At 67.9% G+C, this 18,748-nt stretch carries 17 protein-coding genes; 6 read left to right on the forward strand and 11 right to left on the reverse strand.

Features of this window, described 5'->3' with window-relative positions; translation table 11 throughout:
• Positions 1–203: 203 nt before the first annotated feature.
• Positions 204–482, forward strand: coding sequence for a putative quinol monooxygenase (locus tag CRP45_RS18840; protein WP_097246206.1), 279 nt, complete (start codon positions 204–206; stop codon positions 480–482).
• A 12-nt stretch (positions 483–494) separates the two neighbouring features.
• On the opposite strand, the gene fadD32 is transcribed toward CRP45_RS18840, so the two are convergent.
• Together fadD32 and CRP45_RS18850 are read right to left on the reverse strand one after the other, a co-directional pair.
• Positions 495–2,414 (reverse strand): long-chain-fatty-acid--AMP ligase FadD32, encoded by a 1,920-nt coding sequence (gene fadD32, locus CRP45_RS18845; protein ID WP_179830925.1) that lies wholly within the window; start codon positions 2,412–2,414, stop codon positions 495–497.
• Between the two features lie 140 nt (positions 2,415–2,554).
• Positions 2,555–3,805 carry a KasA/KasB family beta-ketoacyl-ACP synthase gene (locus tag CRP45_RS18850; protein WP_097246207.1) on the reverse strand — a complete coding sequence of 417 codons (1,251 nt, stop codon included), beginning with the start codon at positions 3,803–3,805 and terminating at the stop codon, positions 2,555–2,557.
• Positions 3,806–4,108: 303 nt separating this feature from the next.
• On the opposite strand from CRP45_RS18850, the gene CRP45_RS18855 reads away from it, so the two are divergent.
• The 5 genes from CRP45_RS18855 (at position 4,109) to CRP45_RS18875 (ending at position 7,940) form a co-directional block, all read left to right on the forward strand.
• Positions 4,109–5,263 carry a DNA cytosine methyltransferase gene (locus CRP45_RS18855; protein ID WP_245910231.1) on the forward strand — a complete coding sequence of 385 codons (1,155 nt, stop codon included), beginning with the start codon at positions 4,109–4,111 and terminating at the stop codon, positions 5,261–5,263.
• A 4-nt stretch (positions 5,264–5,267) separates the two neighbouring features.
• Complete coding sequence (locus tag CRP45_RS18860; protein WP_097246208.1) at positions 5,268–5,684, forward strand: very short patch repair endonuclease; 417 nt, start codon at positions 5,268–5,270, stop codon at positions 5,682–5,684.
• Positions 5,685–5,947: 263 nt separating this feature from the next.
• Complete coding sequence (locus CRP45_RS18865; protein WP_245910232.1) at positions 5,948–6,661, forward strand: DUF998 domain-containing protein; 714 nt, start codon at positions 5,948–5,950, stop codon at positions 6,659–6,661.
• A 70-nt stretch (positions 6,662–6,731) separates the two neighbouring features.
• Complete coding sequence (locus tag CRP45_RS18870; RefSeq protein WP_097246209.1) at positions 6,732–7,151, forward strand: RidA family protein; 420 nt, start codon at positions 6,732–6,734, stop codon at positions 7,149–7,151.
• Positions 7,152–7,211: 60 nt separating this feature from the next.
• Complete coding sequence (locus CRP45_RS18875) at positions 7,212–7,940, forward strand: maleylpyruvate isomerase family mycothiol-dependent enzyme (RefSeq protein WP_067789664.1); 729 nt, start codon at positions 7,212–7,214, stop codon at positions 7,938–7,940.
• Between the two features lie 6 nt (positions 7,941–7,946).
• On the opposite strand, the gene CRP45_RS18880 is transcribed toward CRP45_RS18875, so the two are convergent.
• The 9 genes from CRP45_RS18880 to CRP45_RS18925 all read right to left on the reverse strand — a co-directional run bounded on the left by CRP45_RS18880 (position 7,947) and on the right by CRP45_RS18925 (position 18,746).
• Positions 7,947–10,733 (reverse strand): CHAT domain-containing protein, encoded by a 2,787-nt coding sequence (locus CRP45_RS18880; protein WP_097246210.1) that lies wholly within the window; start codon positions 10,731–10,733, stop codon positions 7,947–7,949.
• Between the two features lie 2 nt (positions 10,734–10,735).
• On the reverse strand, positions 10,736–12,142 hold the full coding sequence (locus CRP45_RS18885; RefSeq protein ID WP_097246211.1) for a lipase/acyltransferase domain-containing protein: 1,407 nt from the start codon (positions 12,140–12,142) through the stop codon (positions 10,736–10,738).
• Between the two features lie 136 nt (positions 12,143–12,278).
• A complete protein-coding gene (locus tag CRP45_RS18890) occupies positions 12,279–14,105 on the reverse strand; it encodes a DNA/RNA non-specific endonuclease (protein WP_097246212.1) in 1,827 nt (608 codons plus the stop codon).
• Between the two features lie 482 nt (positions 14,106–14,587).
• Entirely contained in the window at positions 14,588–14,824 is a 237-nt protein-coding gene (locus CRP45_RS18900) for a hypothetical protein (protein WP_097246213.1), read from the reverse strand.
• A gap of 101 nt (positions 14,825–14,925) precedes the next feature.
• A complete protein-coding gene (locus CRP45_RS18905) occupies positions 14,926–15,585 on the reverse strand; it encodes a hypothetical protein (protein ID WP_097246631.1) in 660 nt (219 codons plus the stop codon).
• 320 nt (positions 15,586–15,905) lie between these two features.
• A complete protein-coding gene (locus tag CRP45_RS33420) occupies positions 15,906–17,114 on the reverse strand; it encodes a hypothetical protein (RefSeq protein WP_143861483.1) in 1,209 nt (402 codons plus the stop codon).
• Between the two features lie 48 nt (positions 17,115–17,162).
• Positions 17,163–17,732 carry a hypothetical protein gene (locus CRP45_RS18920; RefSeq protein ID WP_097246216.1) on the reverse strand — a complete coding sequence of 190 codons (570 nt, stop codon included), beginning with the start codon at positions 17,730–17,732 and terminating at the stop codon, positions 17,163–17,165.
• Positions 17,733–17,958: 226 nt separating this feature from the next.
• Positions 17,959–18,189, reverse strand: coding sequence for a hypothetical protein (locus tag CRP45_RS33425; protein WP_143861484.1), 231 nt, complete (start codon positions 18,187–18,189; stop codon positions 17,959–17,961).
• Positions 18,186–18,746: a DNA-directed RNA polymerase subunit beta gene (locus CRP45_RS18925; protein ID WP_143861485.1), complete on the reverse strand. Its 561-nt coding sequence runs from the start codon at positions 18,744–18,746 to the stop codon at positions 18,186–18,188. The genes CRP45_RS33425 and CRP45_RS18925 overlap by 4 nt, the downstream gene beginning before the upstream one ends.
• Positions 18,747–18,748: the final 2 nt, after the last annotated feature.

Genomic DNA, 18,748 nt, shown 5'->3' on the forward strand with positions numbered 1-18,748 from the left:
TGTCCGCGTCCGATTCGGCCGACGGCAGCTCCAGCGTGACTGACAAGGCTCCCCCTCGTGGTTCGTGGATCGCGGTGTCCGTGCCTCAGACTCCCCGGCGATGTTCGCACCGGGATCCGACATCCCAGGGTGACACCAACACCCGCTCCGGCCAACCGATTTTTCGCCCCACCGCATTCCCGCCACCGGGCTAAGCTGCGGGAATGCTGATCGTCGCCGGATATCTACGGGTCACCGATCGCGACGACTACCTGGCGCGCTGCCGGGAGGTCGTCGAACAGGCGCGGGCGGCCGAGGGCTGCCTCGACTTCTGTCTCGGCGCGGATCTGGTGGAGCCCGACCGGGTCAACGTGTACGAGCGGTGGTCGACCCGCGCCGACGCCGAACGCTTTCGCGGCGAAGGCCCGTCGGACGGGCTGGAGACCCGGATCGTCGGCGCGGACGTGCGCGAGTTCGAGTACACCACCGAGACTCCGCTGTAGGCGGAGGCCGGATCAGCGGATGCCCGCGCCCTCCGGTTCGCGATCCTCCGCGTCGGGGAACGCCTGCTGCCGGTAGCCGCCGCGCAGCGTGCCTTCCAGATACGCGGCGCGGCAGGCGCGCCGGGCGATCTTGCCGCTGGACGTGCGCGGAATCGATCCGGCGGGCACCAGCAGCAGGTCGCGGACCGTCACACCGTGCCGCCGCGCGATGGCGCCGCGCACCGCGTCGGCGATCGGTCCGGGCTCCGCCTTGGCCGCGCCGGTGGCGCGCTCGGCGACGACGACCAACTGCTCGGAGGTGTCCTCGGCGTCGAATCGGGTTGTCGCGCCGCCCTGTTCGAAGCTCTCGGACGGCAATCGGTTGGCGGGCACCGAGAACGCGGCGACGAAGCCGGGGCGCAGCGCGTCGCTCGCCTCCTGTGCCGTGTACTCCAGGTCCTGCGGATAGTGGTTGCGGCCGTCCACGATCACGAGGTCCTTCACCCGGCCGGTGATGAAGAGCTCGCCATCGAAGTACGCGCCGAAATCGCCGGTGCGCATCCAGTTCGCGTCCTCGGCGGCGCCTTCCGCGCGGCTGCCTTCCGGGCGCCGGTGCAGCCGGTTGCGGAAGGTCGCGGCGGATTCCTCCGGCCGGCCCCAGTAGCCGATGCCCATGTTGTTGCCGTGCAACCAGATCTCGCCGACCTCGCCGTCGGCCCGCTCGACGCCGGTCTCCGGATCGACGATCGCCGCCCACTGCGACAGCGACACGTAACCGCAGGACACCTGCGCGATGGCGTTGTCGGTGCCCGGCTCGACCTGGACCATCCGGCCCGCGTTCAGTTCGCCGCGGTCCACGTAGATCACCTTGGCCTCGTCCTGCGCCCTCGTCGCCGAGACGAACACGGTCGCCTCGGCCATGCCGTAGCAGGGCTTGATCGCGGTCTTGGACAGGCCGTAAGGGGCGAACGCGTCGTTGAACTTTTTCATCGACGTCACCGAGACCGGCTCGCTGCCATTGATCAGACCGATGACGTTCGACAGATCCAGATCCTCGCCCGGCTTCGGCAGACCGCGCGCCGCGGCGTGCTCGAAGGCGAAATTCGGTGCGGCGGCGAAAGTTCCTGCGCCATCGGAGACCGCGGCCAACTCTTTGATCCAGCGGTAGGGACGGCGAACGAACGCGCTCGGGGACATGATCGTGATGAACCCGCCGCCGACGGTCGGCAGGATCACGCACAGCAGGCCCATGTCGTGGAACAGCGGCAGCCAGGTGACCCCGCGCGCGTTCTCGCTCACGCCGATGGCGTCCATCATCTGCAACAGATTCGTACCCACCGCGCGGTGGGTGATCTCCACGCCCGCGGGCGTCCTGGTGGAGCCAGAGGTGTACTGGAGGTAGGCGACGCTGTCGATGTCGATGTCCGGGCGCACCCAGCTGGTGCCGACACCGTCCGGGATCGCGTCCACGGCGATGATGCGCGGGCGCTGCGCGGCGGGCAGGTGCCGGAAGAAGTTGCGCACCCCCGAGGCCGCGGTGGAGACGGTGAGGATCACCGAGGGCTCGCAGTCGGCGAGCACCGCGTTCAGCCGGTCGGTGTGTCCTTGCTCCTCCGGATCGAACAGCGGCACCGCGATGGCGCCCGCGTACACCGCGGCGAACAGCGAGATCACGTAGTCCAGGCCCTGCGGCGCCAGGATGGCGACCCGGTCGCTCGCCTGCGCCACCTGCTGCAGCCGGGCCGCCACCGCGCGCAGCCGCACGCTGAACTGGCTCCAGGTCAGGTCCTGGTACTCGCCGTCGCGCTCGCGGGAGTAGTCGATGAACCGGTACGCGAGGCCGTCCGGGTTCGTTGCGGTGTGCTTGTCGACGAAGTCGATCAGGGTCTTGTCACCCAGGATCGTGATGTTGCCCTGCTCGTCGAGATATTCGCCGAAGGTCTCGCGGATCATCGCCATCCTTTTTCCAACGCACCGCGGGCAGAACCGCGCGGTGACACCGAACACAGATCGACAGCGGAGCGTCGGGAAGGCTAGCAGGTCTGCCGCCCGCAGTCATGCGGTGCGCGCATCACTCACCGCCTTCCCGCGACTCAATACCTTCCGAACGCGATCGCCACGTTGTGCCCGCCGAAACCGAACGAGTTGTTGATCGCGTAGTCGATGCGGCCCTGCCGCGCGCCGCCCTTCACGATGTCCAGGTCGACCTCGGGGTCCTGGTTTTCCAGGTTCAGCGTCGGCGGGACGATGCCGTCGCGCACGCTCAGCACGGTGAGCACCGACTCCAGCGCGCCGACAGCGCCGATCGAATGGCCGAGCGCGGATTTCGGCGCGTAGACCGACGCGTGCGAGCCGACCGCCTTGCCGATCGCCAGCGCCTCGGCGGTGTCGCCGATCGGGGTCGCGGTGGCGTGCGCGTTGATATGCGAGACATCGCTTTTCGACAGACCGGCGGTTTGCAGCGCTTTGGTCATGGCGCGCGCGGCGCCGGTGCCCTCCGGGTCGGGGGCGACGAGGTGGAAGCCGTCGGAGGTGATGCCCGCGCCGAGCAGGCGGGCGTGGATGGTCGCGCCGCGGGCCTTGGCGTGCGCCTCGGTCTCCAGCACCATCATCGCGCCCGCCTCGCCGAAGACGAATCCGTCGCGGTCCGCGTCGAACGGGCGCGATGCCGCTTTGGGATCGTCGTTGCGGGTGCTCATCGCTCGCATCATGGTGAACGCCGCGATCGGCAGCGCCTGGATGGAGCCCTCCACGCCGCCTGCGACGACCATGTCCGCGTCGCCCATCACGATCATCTTCCAGGCGTTCGCGATCGCCTCCGATCCGGACGAGCACGCCGAGACCGGGGTGCAGACGCCGGCGCGCGCACCGACCTCCATGCCGACGCACGCGGCAGGACCGTTCGGCATGATCCACTGCACCGCCAGCGGCGAGACCTTGCGGTAGCCGCCGTTGTTCATCTTGTCGCGCTGGTCGATCATGGCCTCCGCGCCGCCGAGCCCGGTGCCGATGGAGACGCCGAGCCGATCTCGGTCCACCTCGGGGCTGCCCGCGTTGCGCCACACCTCGCGGGCGAGCACGGTGGCCATCTGCTCGACGTACGCCAGCATGCGGACCTCGTCGGGGGCCAGGCAGGCAGCGGGGGCGACCTTCAGGTGCCCGCCGATACGGACAGGCAACTCGAACTGGTCGATGAACGGATCCTCGAGCACGTCTATGCCGCTCTCGCCGTTCAACAACCCCTTCCAGGTGGAGTCGACATCGCCGGCGATCGAGGTGGTCGCCGCGAGGCTGGTCACCACGACGTCGGGGAAGTTGCCACGCTTGGTGGACGGAGACTGCATCGAAACTCACTTTCCTGGCGTTCGCATGGGTGTTCCGGGAACTGCGCGTCGACGCCGTCGGCGTCGAAAGGCCAAGCGGAAGAGCAAGAGAAGCAGCCGTGATCTAGATTCGGCCGATTGGCATTATCCGGGGAGGTCGAGCTAATCCGCAGCAAGACGCGCGAATTCGCACAGCGGCAGTGACGGCGTGCGGGCGCGGCCCGGTGGTCCTGCCGGTGGTCCGCGCCGACGGGCTCGAGTAACGTGCTGTGCGGGGCGCGGAGCGCGGACGTGTTGGCGCCCGTCGTGGAATCGCGAGAAGGGATGACTGTGACGGGCGGGCGGATGGTCGGGCTGTTCGCCGGGATCGGCGGGCTCGAGCTCGGTCTCGCCGAGCACGGCTGGCGTTCCGAGCTGCTCTGCGAGATCGACGCGGGCGCTCAGGCGGTGCTCGCCGCGCACTTCACCGACGTCCCGCTGCATTCCGACATCACCCGCCTGCGCGGCATCCCGGCGGGCACCGAACTCGTCGCGGCTGGTTTTCCCTGCCAGGACCTCTCGCAAGCGGGCCGCACGGCGGGCATCACCGGCCAGCGCTCGGGTCTGGTCGACGAGGTGTTCCGCCTGGTGCGGCGCAAGCGCGGGCCGCGCTGGCTGCTGATCGAGAACGTCCCGTTCATGCTGCAATTGGGCCGCGGCGCGGCCATGCGGCACATCACCGAGGCGTTGGACGAGCTCGGCTACACCTGGGCATACCGCGTCGTCGACGCGCGCGCGTTCGGCTTGCCGCAGCGCCGCCAGCGGGTGCTGATGCTGGCCTCGCGCACCGAGGACCCGCGCCGCGTGCTCTTCGGCGAAGACGCGGGACCGCTCGAGCTCGGCGACGCGGGCAGCGACCCGTGCGGGTTCTACTGGACCGAGGGCGTGCGCGGACTTGGCTGGGCGGTGAATGCGGTGCCCACCTTGAAAGGCGGGTCGGCGCTCGGCATCGCGAGCCCGCCCGCCGTGCGACTGCCGTCGGGCGAGATCGTGACGCCCGGCCTTGTCGACGGAGAACGATTGCAGGGTTTCGCCGCCGACTGGACCGCGCCCGCCACCACCGTCCGCGGCATCCGGCACGGACACCGCTGGAAACTGATCGGCAACGCGGTGAGCGTGCGGATGGCGGCCTGGGTCGGCGCGCGACTCGCCGCGCCGCTGGATCCGATTCCACACGACCGGGTACTGCTGACCGGCCAACCGTGGCCGACGGCGGCGTGGGGCCGGAATGGAACGGCCTACCGGGTGCCGGTGTCGACCTGGCCGGTGCACGAGCCCTACGAGGACCTGAAGAACTTCCTCACCGATTCGCGCCTGCTCTCCGCGCGCGCCACCGCCGGATTCCTGCGCAGGGCGGGGATGGGCTCGCTGCGGTTCCCCGACGGTTTCCTCACCGATGTGGAGAACCACTTGGACCGCATGGGCGGCTGGGCGGCCTGAGCCGATGATCGAACGTCCACGCACCGACGCCGTGACCAGCGCCCGACTGGCCAGACAGCGACGCAGCGGGACCGCGCCGGAGCTGGCGCTACGCCGAGAGCTGTTCCGGCGCGGGCTGCGCTATTTCGTGGATCGCGCGCCCATACCCGGCCAACGCCGCCGCGCCGACGTGGTCTTTCCTCGGCGCAAGGTCGCGGTGTACGTCGACGGATGCTTCTGGCACAGCTGCCCCGAGCACGCGACCTATCCGAAGAACAACGCCGAGTGGTGGGCGGCCAAGCTCGCGGGCAATGTCGCGCGCGATCGCGCCACCGACGCGACCCTGCACGCCGCAGGATGGCACGTGGTGCGGATCTGGGAACACGAAGACCCGGCCGCGGCGGCCGATCGCGTGCAGGCCGCGCTCCGGGAACCCGGCTGACTCGGGTCTAACGGTGCCGTACGCGCACCAGCGTGCGTGGCGCGTGGGCGGCGAGATAACCCGACACCACCATCGTCGCCATCATCGCCAAACCGGCGGCGGCTGTCGCGTATCCGATCATGGAAACCTCCTCGCTTCCACTCCAGACTGGCCGGACAAGCTGACAGTAGCCTGTGCACCGCCTGTCGAAGCCGTGCGAACCGCGGGAAACACGCATCTTTCGCCTCGAACCACCCATAGAACGGTTCGCCGACAATGGCAGCGTGACCGACGACGGGAGCAGGATCGCCGAACGACGTGCGCCGATCGCGTCCTGGCCGATCGCCGCCGCGATCGCGATCGCCGGACTCTGCTACTCGTCCTGGGTGCTGGAGTTCGTGCTGCCCATCGACTCCGACCCGGTGAACTCCTTCCTCAGCGAGCTCGACGCGGAAGGCAAGCCCTATCGCGAGGTGTTCGGAACGGCGGACAAGATCGCCGGCGCGCTGCTCATCCCGGCCGCGCTCGCCGGGCTGCTGATCTTTCCTCGGCGCAGGCTGACCACCGTCGGCTGGGTCGCGCTGGCCTGCTTCGGCGCGGCGACCATCGCCGACGCGCTGCTCCCGCTGCGCGACTGCACACCCGGCGAGCCGGGTTGCGGCGAACCGAACCAGCTCTTCCCGCAGTTGCATCAGCCGCACGCGCTGACAAGCACGCTCGCGGTCACCTCGATCGCCGTCTCGGTCTTCGCGTTCAGCCTTGCGGCGTTCCGCTATCACCGCTGGCGGATTCTGCGCGAGTTCGGGGTCGTCGCGCTGGTGGTCGGGTCCGCGGCGACGGTGTGGATGCTGGTGGCCGACAACCTGTCCGGCGACTACGCGCTCGGCATCGCCCAGCGGATCCAGGTCGGGTCGATGTCGCTGTGGTTGCTCACGTTGGCCGTCGCCGTGGTCGTCGAGGGCAGGGAGTGGGCCGAACCGGTCGACCGGACCCAGTGAGTGGCGGCGGACGGTTCGGTGTCGAATTATTTGTTGGCGAGGGCGCTTCGGGCTGACGCATGCTGTCGCCATGACAGAGCGCGTGAACATCTCCTCCGAATCCGAGTTCGAAGACGTCGTCGGCTACTCGCGGGCGGTGCGCGTCGGCGACTTCGTCGCGGTCAGCGGGACCACCGCGGCGGGGCCGGACGGAACCGCCGTCGGTGGCGACGACATCGGCGAGCAGACCAGGGAAACCTTGCGCCGCATCGCCGTTGCGCTCGACGAGGCAGGCGCGCGGCTGGCCGACGTGGTCCGCACGCGGATCTTCGTCACCGATATCGCGCGGTGGCCGGAGGTCGCCGCCGCGCACGCCGAAGTGTTCGGATCGATCCGGCCCGCCGCGTCGATGTACCAGGTACAGGCACTCATCACGCCCGCGCTGCTGGTGGAGATCGAGGCCGACGCGGTCGTCACCGATCGGAGCTTGGACCGGCTCGTCGCCGAATAGGCCTCGGGCCGTGGGCGGTTCGACGGTCCGCGGCCGGTCTCGCCCGTTAAGGTCGACAGCGTGACCAGCGACGCGCAGGATCCCACGCCGCACGAACTGCTCGACCAGGTCGCCGACGCGACCGCGCGGTTGCTCGACACCGTGCGCGGTCTCGGCGACGGCGACGTCATCGAACCCTCGCTGCTGCCGGGGTGGACCCGCGGGCACGTGCTCGCCCACCTCGCGCGCAACGCCGACAGCCTGGTCAACCTCCTGATCTGGGCCCGCACCGGCATCGAGACCCCGCAGTACGCGAGCCCGTTCCTACGCGAGTTCGACATCGACGCGGGCGCGCCGCGGCCGATCGCCGAACAACTTCGCGACATCGAAGCCGCCGCCAATCGCTGGTCGGCCCTCGCAACCACCGCGCCACCGGAGGCCTGGACCGCCACCGTCCGCACCCGCCAGGGCCGCGCCATACCCGCCGCCGAAGTCCCGTGGATGCGCCTGCTGGAGGTCGAGATTCACCACGTCGACCTCGCCGCCTCCTACACCCCCGCCGACTGGCCGACCTCCTTCGTCACCCGTGCCCTGCCCCGCGTCGCAGGCGACATCGCCAACCTCCTCACCCCCGACATTCCACCCTTCGACATCCAAGCCAGCGACCTCGACTTCACCACGTCCCTCACCCCCGGCACCCCCACCCACACCGTCCTCGGCCCGGCCCCCTCCCTGCTCGCGTGGCTCATCGGCCGCTCGTCCGGCGAGGATCTGTCCGGCCCGCTGCCGGAGCTCCCCGGCTGGCGCTGAGCGGCGTCACCGATCCGGCCGCGTGAACCATTCGACGCCGTCGTTGACGGTCTTGACCAGCGCGCCGTTCTCGACCAGCTTGTCGACAAGCGAGATGGCCTGATCCGATCTGGCGCCCGTCCTGGCCAGTACTTGGGGCAGGTCGAGCTTGTCCGATCCGATCGTTTCGACAATGTCGCGTTTGCGCAGCGTGTCCAGCGCGGTCGTCACATTGAGCCGTCGCACCGTGCGCCCGTCGGAGAGCCGCTTCTTCTCGGCTGTCTCCAGCAGCAGCGTTCGGACGTGTTCGGCGTCTTGCGAGCGGTTGGTCGCCCAGACGATCAGCGCCGCGATGGCCGCTTCGGTCTCCGCGGACGTGCTGGGCTGCGTCGGGTCGACGACGACATCGACCGGCCCGGCATGGTCGACGGTGCCCGCGATCAACAGGCGCCGCCGGGCGGTGCCCGAGGCGTGCTCGACCCCCGAGGCCGCGCCACCGACGACGAGGTGGTCCCGGCCGTGCAGCAGCGCCGCGTCCGAGACGTCGTCCACCACCACGATGTCGGCGCACGCCCGCTGGGCGAACCGCTCTTGATCCGTCACGCTGTCGAGGGGAACCACTTCGGCGAACGCCGCCGCGCTGTCGGCCGTTCCGAAGAGCACCGCACGTCCCGCGACGCCGCGTTCACCGGCGAACTGGGTGATCGTGCGCGCGAGCTCACCTGCGGTGTCCGACGTCGCCCCGGCGAGGGCGAGCCGCAGCGGGCGCTTCGTCCGGTTCGGGTCCGGCGCCGCGGTGAACAGGTCCTGCGTGTCCACCGGTGTGGCGACCTCCTCGACGTTCTCCCGCGCGAGGGCGGCGAGCGATTCCGCCGACGGCGGTGTGGCGAGGGACCGCACTCGGTCGGCGAGCTGGTCCCACTGCTCGAGGCGCGGCAGATCGGCGTACAGGCGCGAGAGGACGGCGGGTCCGAACCGGACGAGAACGGGCTGATTGCTGCGGATCCACTGCCACACCTCGGGCCAGGCCAGCAGGTCCAGTCGTATCTCTCGGGTGCGCGATGGCATGTCGGCGCGGTCGGTCAATCCGGCGACGCCGTTGGTCGAGGTGATCGCGACCCTGGCGGGCAGGCGGCGGTCCAGCAGTTCTCCGAGCGCGCGCAACGCGGCGGCGCCGCGCTCGTCGCCCGCGAGCAGTTCCGCCTCGTCGACGGCGAGCACGAAGCGCGTGTGCTCGAGCTTGCCGAGCAGGTTCCCCCACAGATCTATCGGGTCTTTGGCCAGACTGCCGCGCGGCAGCCGCATTCCGCTGTCCGTCATCACGGCGGCCACGGCGTCGTGCAGTATCCCGACCGGGTTGTGATCGCGGCGCCGGACCTTGGACTCGTCGAGCAGCCAGCGGGCGGCGACGAACACCCGGACGACGTCGTCGTCGAGATCGTCGAGCACGCGGTCCACGAACGCCGACTTACCGCTGCCCGCAACACCTTTGACGTGCAGGAGCCTGGCCTGCGTCTTTCCGCCGAGTACGTCGATGGCTTGCCGCAGCTCGGTCAGGCGCGAGATGAACCTCGGGTCGCCCTGCGCGATGCCGAACGGGCGGTAGACGCGCGGCCGCAGCACGATCGGCCTGCCGCGGGTGCGCTTGTCGATCAGCGCGCCCGGCTCGTTGGCGCCGACGTGCAGCGTCGGCACCACCCAGTTCAGCAGGGCCCCGCCGGAGAATTCGTCGGTCGCGATCGCCTGTCTGGCCAGCCGTAGCGCCGTCGCCACCGTGTGTCCCGCGGCGAGCGATTCGTAGAAGGAGCTGGTGAAGATCTTCTCGGTGCCGAACGGCAGCACCGTCTGCATGCCGATGACCATCGGGCAGACGTCGCGCACGAAGTGGTCGGCGGTGGACATCTGACCGCGCCAGTCGTCGCCCGCGGCAGCGGCGGGCGCCCGCGCGGTCTCGCACCCCGCGAAGACCGCCAGCCGCAGGTCGGGCAGTTCGGACAGAATTTTGCAGAGTTCCGCGTTGTGCACGAAACGGCCACGGCCGCTCGCGTCTTCGAGCTTGAAGCCGTTCGGCGCTGCGTGCCCGAGATAGTGGAAAATCTGGAACCCGTCGGCTTGGCGGCGAATAGTTTGCCGAATCCGCTCGGTCGACGGCCGGTCCTCGACGACGATGTTGAGCCTGCCCTGTCGCACGAGCGGTTTCAGGCCGTCGAGCAACGCGCGCTTCGCCGCGTACAGGTCGAACAGCGCCTCCTGGTTCTGCTCACCGACCTTCGGCATGGGGCTGGACATGACGATCAGCACGTTCAACGGCGCCTCGATCGGTTCCGGCGCCTGCTGAACCGGATAGGTGCGGAAGCGCCCGAGCCGCAGGATGTGGGTGTCCCGAGCACAGCCGAGGAAGTCCACCCCGTCGGCGATGCCGTTCTCCGGGTCGAGCAGCAGCTCCCACGGCCAAGCGTTGACGTGCTGGGGCGCCGACTGGATGCGGACGAGCACCTGCGCCCCGGCGTGCCGGGCCGCGCCTCGGGTCCGCGCGAACAGATTGTCGATCTCGGGTACCTCGAACACCAGTCGGGTCAGTACCCGCCCGATATCGATCGCGGCCGGTTCGACGCCGGAACAGGCATTGCGCACGACCGCGTTGAGCCACTCGGACGGCGTCTCGAAGCCATCCGGCAGAGTCCAGGTGGGCGGCGGGCGGGGCACCGCGTACACCGCGCCCTGCGGCGAGGATGCCGAAACCCACACGCGTCCACCGGCATCCAGCACGCTGATGTCGAATCGGTGGAAGGCCTGCGCGGGGTCCGGTGGCATCGCTATCCCGGCCCTTCCGCGCTGCGGGCGAGCTCGTCGAGGTCGACAACGCTCACCAGATCGGTCACCGGATGGACGGTGTCGGCGGACACGGTCACCCGGTAGTCACCGGGGAGAACGTCGGCCAGAACGACCTCTCGCCAACCGTCGGACGCCTCGGTCAGCGGATGCCTGGTGGACACGCCGCGGCCGAGATCCTCCACCGTCGCGACCAGCGCCGCGGCGGGGTCGGCGGTCTTCGCGCGAACGACCATCGGTTCGTCGGTCGTGACGTCCTCCACCGCGAGCGCGACCGGGTCCTTCACGGCCGGAAAGACGTCGACGCCACCGAACTCGGCCGTGCGCAGCACGCCGCCGACGTGGTCGAGTACCGGATCGTCGTTCTGCAACGACCCGTGCTTCTGGCTCACGAACGAGGCGTTGCGCCAGCCGTCCATCAGCTCGTGCGGGATCGCGGACACTTTCGGGACCGTGCCGTCGCCGCCGTCCTCGCCAGCCGCCTTGCGCGCCCACAGCACCTCGATCCGGCCGTCGGTGAGTCGCGCGGCCCACCGCGTCGGCTGGAAGTCGCCGATGACCGGCCGGATCTCGTAACCGGGTCCGGTTTCGGCGATCCGGTCGTTCACCTGCTCGCGCAAGCCGCGGTGCAGCTGGACGGCATCACGCAGCCGGGCGGCGTCCACACCGGTGCGGCTCCAGTCCAAGCTGGCGTCGTCGAGATTGAGCCACGTGCCGTCGGACCCCGCCACGCAGCGGTACGACGGCAGCAGCTGATACGCCGAGGTGAACGAGCGCAGCAGGTCGGAGAGGTCGACGTCGAACGGTCCCCAGCTCTTGCGGAAGCCGTTCGCGAGGAAGTCGAGTGCGTTGATCGACCCGGAATAGGGCGTCCCGAAGGTGATCAGCCTGCGGGTGTCCTTCCATCCGTCGAGCTGCTCCAGGTAGAGCCGCGAGACGATGCCGCCCATCGAGTGCCCGATGAGGACCAGTTTCGCGTCGGCGGCGCCGGACTTCTCCCGCCAGTTCCGCAGCCAATCGTGCGCCGACCTGGCGAGTTTCGCGGCGGCCACCCGGTTGTCGCGCCGCCAGTCGTAGGGGAACTCGAAGTAGTTCTCGCCCTCGACCGCCCCGAACCGCTCGATCAGCTGTTTGCGGAAACGGGTATAGCCGTCGATCTTCCAATCCAGACCGGGCACGATGTGCAGATCCGGCACGACCCGCGTCGCGACGACGCCGTCCACGTCGGCGGCAGCCGGATCATCGCCGTCCAGCCGCAACCTCTTGATGCTGCGTCCGAGGGACAACACTCCGCGCAGCACCGCGCCCGGCGTGGGAGCCCACAGCTCCTTGCCGTCGCGGGCCAGCACGGAACCGCCGATCCCCGGTATCAACACGACCACGTCCCGCATGACTGGCCTCCGTCCGTTCGTCCGCGGAAGAGTTCGATCTTCATGGTCGCGCGTTTCGCGGCCGGAATCACGAGTACTCCGCTACTCGAACGCCGTGGTCAGACGGTATTCCCGGCGCCGACCGGGGCGGCGGGCGTCACCATTGGATATCGGCGAGCGAGTCCAGTGGCCGTCGTTGCTCGACTCCTTCAAGAACGGTGAACGTGTCCGCTTTGCGAAGTTCCGGGCCGAACCGCACGCCGGTCCGTTCCTCGACCTCGGCGATCGCGACCTGGAAGACCCGGAACTCGTCGAGGTCGAGTGCCTCGAGCTGATCGAGTCCCTGGGTGAGCAGGAAGGCGCGGGCCTTCAGATCACCGCCGTCCACGAAGGCGAGGATCTTGAAGTACTCCCTGGGAATCCGCGACCCGCGGTACACGCGGTCGTCGTCGTGGAACACCGGTCCGCCGAACGCGCTGACCCGCAGATCCTGCACCTGGACGTCGGCGAACACCGCGTCCTCGAGCTGCCCCCAGAGGCCGTCCTTGCCGCTCTGGTTGAAGTCGTCCATCTGCGGGGTGATGTTGGTGTAGAAGAACGAATCCGTATTGGCCTGTTGCGCTTCCGGAAGCGCCGCCCACAGCAGGTCGGCCCGGCGGGCGATGTGTCCTCGGTCGAGGCGGTTGTCCCGGTACAGCTCGTTGCCGGTCTGGAATTCGGCGGGCAGACGCGCGTCTTTCACGAATTCGATTCCGACGCGGTCGATCTTCTTCAGACTCGATCCGTCGATGTTCCAGGCGACCCAGCGGGCGAACCGCCGCGATTTGCTGAGCGCCAGCGAGAAGTGCGTGTACGCAACGACTTCGGAACCGTCGAGCTGAACCAGGTCGTTCCGCAGCGCCGTATCGACGCTCGGCGCGTCGATGGAGGTGGCGAGGAAGTTCGGGTCGTATCCCTTCCGCACCGCCTCGGCCGCCTCCACGGGCGTCGGCGGGCGCAGCGTAATCTCGAGCTTCTCGAACACCGACTGCGGCAGGCACGCGAGGGCGTGCTCGTCGGGGCTGTGTTCGGACTCGCCCGCGAAGTGCAAGCCCGCGAGCACACCCGTGGTCGATCCGCCTTCTTCGAACAACCACACCGATCCCGAGTCACCGCCTCGGCTGATCTCGTCGTGGGCCGCGGGGCGGGCCGGGTCGGGTCCGATCTCGAAGCAGCCGATGTTGTGCACTCCCGCGGAGCCGTATCGCAACTTCACTATGGTGTCGATCCGGCGCACCACGCCGTGCGTGACGCCGGTGGTGCGGCCGCTCTTGACGACCTTGTCACCGAGCTCGGGCTCACCCAATCGCGCTGGGGTGACGCCGATTCCGAGGACGCTGTCATCGATCCGCCGGTCCTCGACGGTCGCGACGGCGCAGTCGCCAGCGATCCCGAGATGCGAGCGATTCAGCACACCGAGGCGATTGCGGTCGATCCGGTTGTCGTCGCGCGGCCCCGGCTGGACCACGGTGTCGCCGATCCGGCCGTCGGGGCCGTGCAGCACGTGCCAATTGCTCAGCACCAGCGGTGTGCCGTCGTGTTTGTCGTAGACGATGCAGCCGACGGTGCCCGCCGTGCCCTTGACGTTCGACACGCTGATGCCCGGCCGAATCGGATCGCACCTGACCTTGCTCGGCGGCGGCTCCGGTTCCGCGACGACACGGAACGACGGTTCGTAGCTGCGCTGGATCACATCGGTCGGCACCCTGACGCCGTCCACTTCGATGGAATCCGGAATCGCTTCGGTATTCAGCGATTCCAGCGCCTCGGGTTCGACTTTCTCGTCGACCGTGAATTGCACCGCGAGCTGTTCGGTCGGCGCACCGTCGACGATCTTGTATCCGACGCCGATCGACGAGATGTTCGGGTCGTTCAAATACTCGCTGCCTTCGCTCCTGATGAACTCCCGCAGCGCTACCAGCAGTTGCTCCCGCTTCGTGGCCATGTGACGTCTCCTCGCATGCCAGGCCAGTTGTTGCGGTCGACAGCGCTGCACACCCGGCGCAGCCACCCCCACCATCGGCACACCCCCCGAACCCGATCCACAGACCCGATCCGCCTCCCCCAAAGACTCCCGCACCCCCACCCCCACCACACGCGTACCCCGCTACCCGCGTTCTCGGATATCCACTACGCATACCCACCGGTCGGCCCCGACGGAAGCCCCGTACCGGGCATGCGTCCCGCGCGGGCGCGTGCCGCACGATCCCATCCCGAAGGTCGGGATCGATGGAGCGAGAGGCGACGTGAGCCCGGAACTCCCAACCTTCTGATCCGTAGTTGGATGCTCTTCATGCACGCATGCCGTGCGCCGAGGCCGAAGGACGTGGGTGGCTCTGCTGTCCGGATGCTGAATGGCCGCCGAACACTTGTCTCGGCGGCATTCGACCGTGCGCCCAGGTTCTGACTTTGCTCGGGGATCCGCTGTCAGACGGTGCCGGACTCGATCCGGTGTTGCTCCACCACGTCCTCGTATTCCCGCCGACGATCCTCGCTCATATCTTCCTCGGCATCGACGCTGATGCTCCACGGAATCCGGCACGGAGGAGCATGGTCGGGGTCTGGACACACGAGCCGCTCGACCTGCTCGGCCACTGCGCGTGCTTGCTCCTCGGACGCGATCACGCCCAGGCGAATCTCCCACAACCGCTTCTCGTCCGACATAACTCAGATCTCCTTGCAGTGACGCTTGTAGTGGCCCTGCGGAACGCTGCGGTCAGCATCCTTCTTCGCGGCAGCGACCGCATACCGCGGCGGCAACGACGTCAGGGACGTTCGGCGAGGATGCCGCTGACGTCTTCCAGCGCCAAGACCCAGTCGATAGTGGGCGTGGACCGAAGTTCGACGAGTTCGAGCATCCGCATGAGGTCGTCGCCGAGATTGCGGGTGAAGATCGGCTCGTGGTGAGCGATGCGGTTGCGCAGCCTCCGAATCACCTCGAGATCGTCGTAGATCCGGCGCCGCAGCTGACGAGCCGTCATCGCGGAAGCGTTGGGGAACAAGGCCAGGATGTGCGGTTCCCAGAGACGGACGTCGTGTCGGGAGGTGAACAGGGCCTGCCAGAACGAGAACTTCAACTCCGCGATGACCTTGCCGGTCGTCGACTCCCGATTGCGTGTATCGACCAGGTTCCTGCGCGGGTTGAACGTCGGCGGCCGTGGCGAGGGCAAGCTGCCCTCGAACGTGGGATGCCACGGCCACCGCGCACCGTAGATCGCATCGAGCGCATCGGCAGCCGCGTTGCGAGTGCAGACTTCGGCGAAGTGCGAGGGCAACATGAACGCCGCCGCAATCCGCGCGTTCCAGCCGTATAGCTCCATCGCCTTGGCCTTGTCGCCCCCGGTGGCGAGGATGTAGGTGGTCGACCGGGGGACGCTCAACACGTCGCAAATCGCTGACTCGTTGGCAGGCTTGGCGCTCGGCACGCGGAAAACGTACACTTGACGTCACGAGCCGAGAGATTCGCGGGCGAAAGCCTCCCCTCACGGACATAAGAAACAGCTGACAGGGCCTCCGCACAGGGTGCGGAGGCCCTGTCGTTTACCAGTCGGCGATCACGCTGCCTCAGGCCAAGGGTGAGCCACTGTCGCGGGTCCGCGCGGTGCTCGTGACGCCCTGGCGCAGCGCCTGGTCGGCCGGTGCGGCTGAGGACGGCGAGCTGGCGACGCCGATCGAGGAGATCCGCAGATTCCGGGCGGGTTCGGCCGCCTGACACAGACAGGAAACCCGGCCCTGTCACGGGCCGCTATGCGCTTCCCTCTGGCTCGCGCCCCAGCCCCCGCTGCCGATGCCGCTCCTGTTCCCGTTGGCGCTCCTTCGCGACGTCGTAATGCAATCGCGCCTGACTCGCCTCGCGCCCCGGCGCGGGTCGTGGCGTTTCTCCCGGCTGCGGCCTGCCCAGTTCCAGGATCTGCGCCACCTCGCGCGGCAGGGGGCTGCGGTCGACGCGATCGCGGACCTGCTCGCGTTGACGCTCGATCTCTTCGCGCCGCTGCTGAGCCTTCGCCGCATTTTGCACAGCAGAACCAAGCGCGTCGATATCGCGCACCATGTCCAGCCGCGGAGTCTCACGGCCCTGCTTCAGAATGGGCTCCATCGCCTCTATCTGCTTCGCGCCCAGGCCAGCCTTCTCCAGCGTCTCGCGCGCTTGGGCGGCCTCCATAGCCCGGACCGTGTCGAGCTGATGCGTAATGCTGTCGTGCGACCTCTTCAGCTCCTGCGCGGCCAGCGGCTTTCCCTGCTCCCTCGCTGCGGCCAATCGTCGGTTCTGATCGGCAACGGCACGTGACAGCCGTTCCTGCGCTTCCCGGAGTTGTGCTGCGCGATCCCGTTCCTTCCGCTGCCGCGCGTCTTCACTGCGGCGGGAGCGGTCTCGTTGCTGTTCTTCGGTGCGAACCAGGGATACGGCGGGCAATTCGCGTTGCTTGACCAGGGAGGGGGCGGGCGCTTGCCGCTGGCGTGCCGCCTGTTCGCGCGCCTTCTCGCGCACCCCAGGTAGTTCGAGCTGTTGGCCCCGCTCCAGGTGCAGTCCTCGTGCCCAGATTTCGCGGGCGTCGGCTCGTGAAATTAGTTGGTGGGTGAACTGGTTGGGGAAGTCTCGGCTCAAGCCGTCGATGAGTTCACGTGCTTCTTTGGATATGTATTCGCCTTCGACCGAGCGGAGCAAGTGTTGGTTAACTTCTCCTCTTTCGAGAAGGGCTCGCAAAACTCTCAGTTGCTTCTCGTCCTTCTTTCCGCCGATCCTCCCAGATTTGTCTTCGATGGTGGAGACTTTGCCGCGGTCGTCCTTCGCCTTGTCGAAGCGGATCTTTTCATCTCCGGCTTCGTATATTCGGGATTGGTAGACGTACCCGCGCTCGCGGTCTCGGTAGAATCGGTCGGTGCCGCTCTCGAATATCCGGCCGCGCTCGTTGCTGTCGTAGGGTCCGCGATCTTTGTCGTATCCGTCCGGCATGTCCGAAACCCCACCCCCGACGTGCGCCAAACCGGCCTCATCACCTACTCAAATAAAGGGAGGGTGATCAGGAAGAGAAGTTCTGAGCTCCGAAAGCAAGAAACCGCCTTCGTCCGCGCGTCGGTGCCGCCAGAATGCCACGGACACCAGTTCGGCAATATTGATGAATTCGTTCTCGACAACGAACTGCACGAGCAGCGCAGCACTGCATGCTTTCCATCCATCGAATTTGAAGGCGATACCCGGCTTGACGTCACGGTAGATCGACAATTCGCAGTCGTTGTATCCGGAAGGAATCTTGTTCAGGTCGATCCATCGCGCATCGAGATATCGGACAAACCATTCTCCAATGAGGCACACCAGTTGATCGACGGTATCTGCGTTCTCAGGGAGGGTGACAGCTTCCAAATCGGGAAGCAGCTCACCGATAGTCTCGCTGAGCTGAATTACCTCGCGCGATTCGAAGTCCCATGGCTCCTGTGGCATCGCAGGCAGCGCGGCACGATTGCATAGTTCTCGCGCCTGTGCCGCGTGCCGTTCCGGGTCGACCCACCTATCCCACGCGGTCAGCTCGACCTCGACCCCGAGATCCATGCTCAACTGATCGTCGGTCCCCATGGGGTTCCTCCTCTGATGTGTATTCGGTTGCCGCTGATGCCAGTGCCGCACAACGCCAGGCTCCACGAAGCGCCGTACACAGAGTAGGGACGGCACTCCTGCGGTGGGCGCGCAACACGAGCCGCCATTGCGATCGGTGCGCTGGCTTGTTTTGTGTCGCTGCACGTTTCATGTCACCCCAGTCCGGAAAGCGGTGCAGGTCGGCTGGCGTGGTCGGTCACAGGTGCTACCTCTCGAGGTACAGACGTTCGTTTGGGAGACGCGGGAACGCGCGCTTGTCCAAGTCGACGGACACCGCGTCGACGTAGTGGCGGGCCTGATGCTCCTGAACGAAGATCAACGCGGCGGTCAGGCACGCGACGAAGTCCATGCGCTGCCCGTGCAGGAACACACTCAGGTGCACATCGGGTTCGGTGGGCGACGGCGACCCGGCCGGAGGAGGCGCAGCGGTGCTCATAACGCGGGCTGTCGGGTCGGGGCCAGACAGGCATGCACCGCATACAGCACCGCACGCCCCGAAGGCCGGAACACCGAGTGCGCGGTGGTGATCCATCCTCGGTACTCCGAGCCCTGATCGGCCGGGGACGGCAGCGCCACGAAGTCGCCGTTACCGAGCACCGTTATTCGGCGATGGCGGTACAAGGCTGCTTCGGCCGCGATCATCGTTGCGGGTATGTCGGAGCGGACCAAATACGTCCACGTCGCCGTCCGGGGTGTGGTGATGATCGGCCCGCCACCTTGCTGCTTGGCGTCCAACTCGACCTTGACCATCTGGCCGACGTCGGCGGGCATCGACACTGCCCACACCATTCCCGCGGTGAAACCGATTCGGCCCGTGTCGGGTTGGACCACGGCGGGCAGGTGGCACACCGTGCGGTAGTACTCCACGCGGGAACGGGGTGTATCAGCAGCTACCGTGCGCACTGCGCTGGGCGACGGGGTGTTCATGGTCGCCTCGGTCTCGGTTCGGCGTAGTGGCTGCGGGTCATCCAGACCCATTCCATCCGAGCCCATTG

The sequence above is a fragment of the Nocardia amikacinitolerans genome (assembly GCF_900215415.1).
Taxonomy (GTDB): domain Bacteria; phylum Actinomycetota; class Actinomycetes; order Mycobacteriales; family Mycobacteriaceae; genus Nocardia; species Nocardia amikacinitolerans.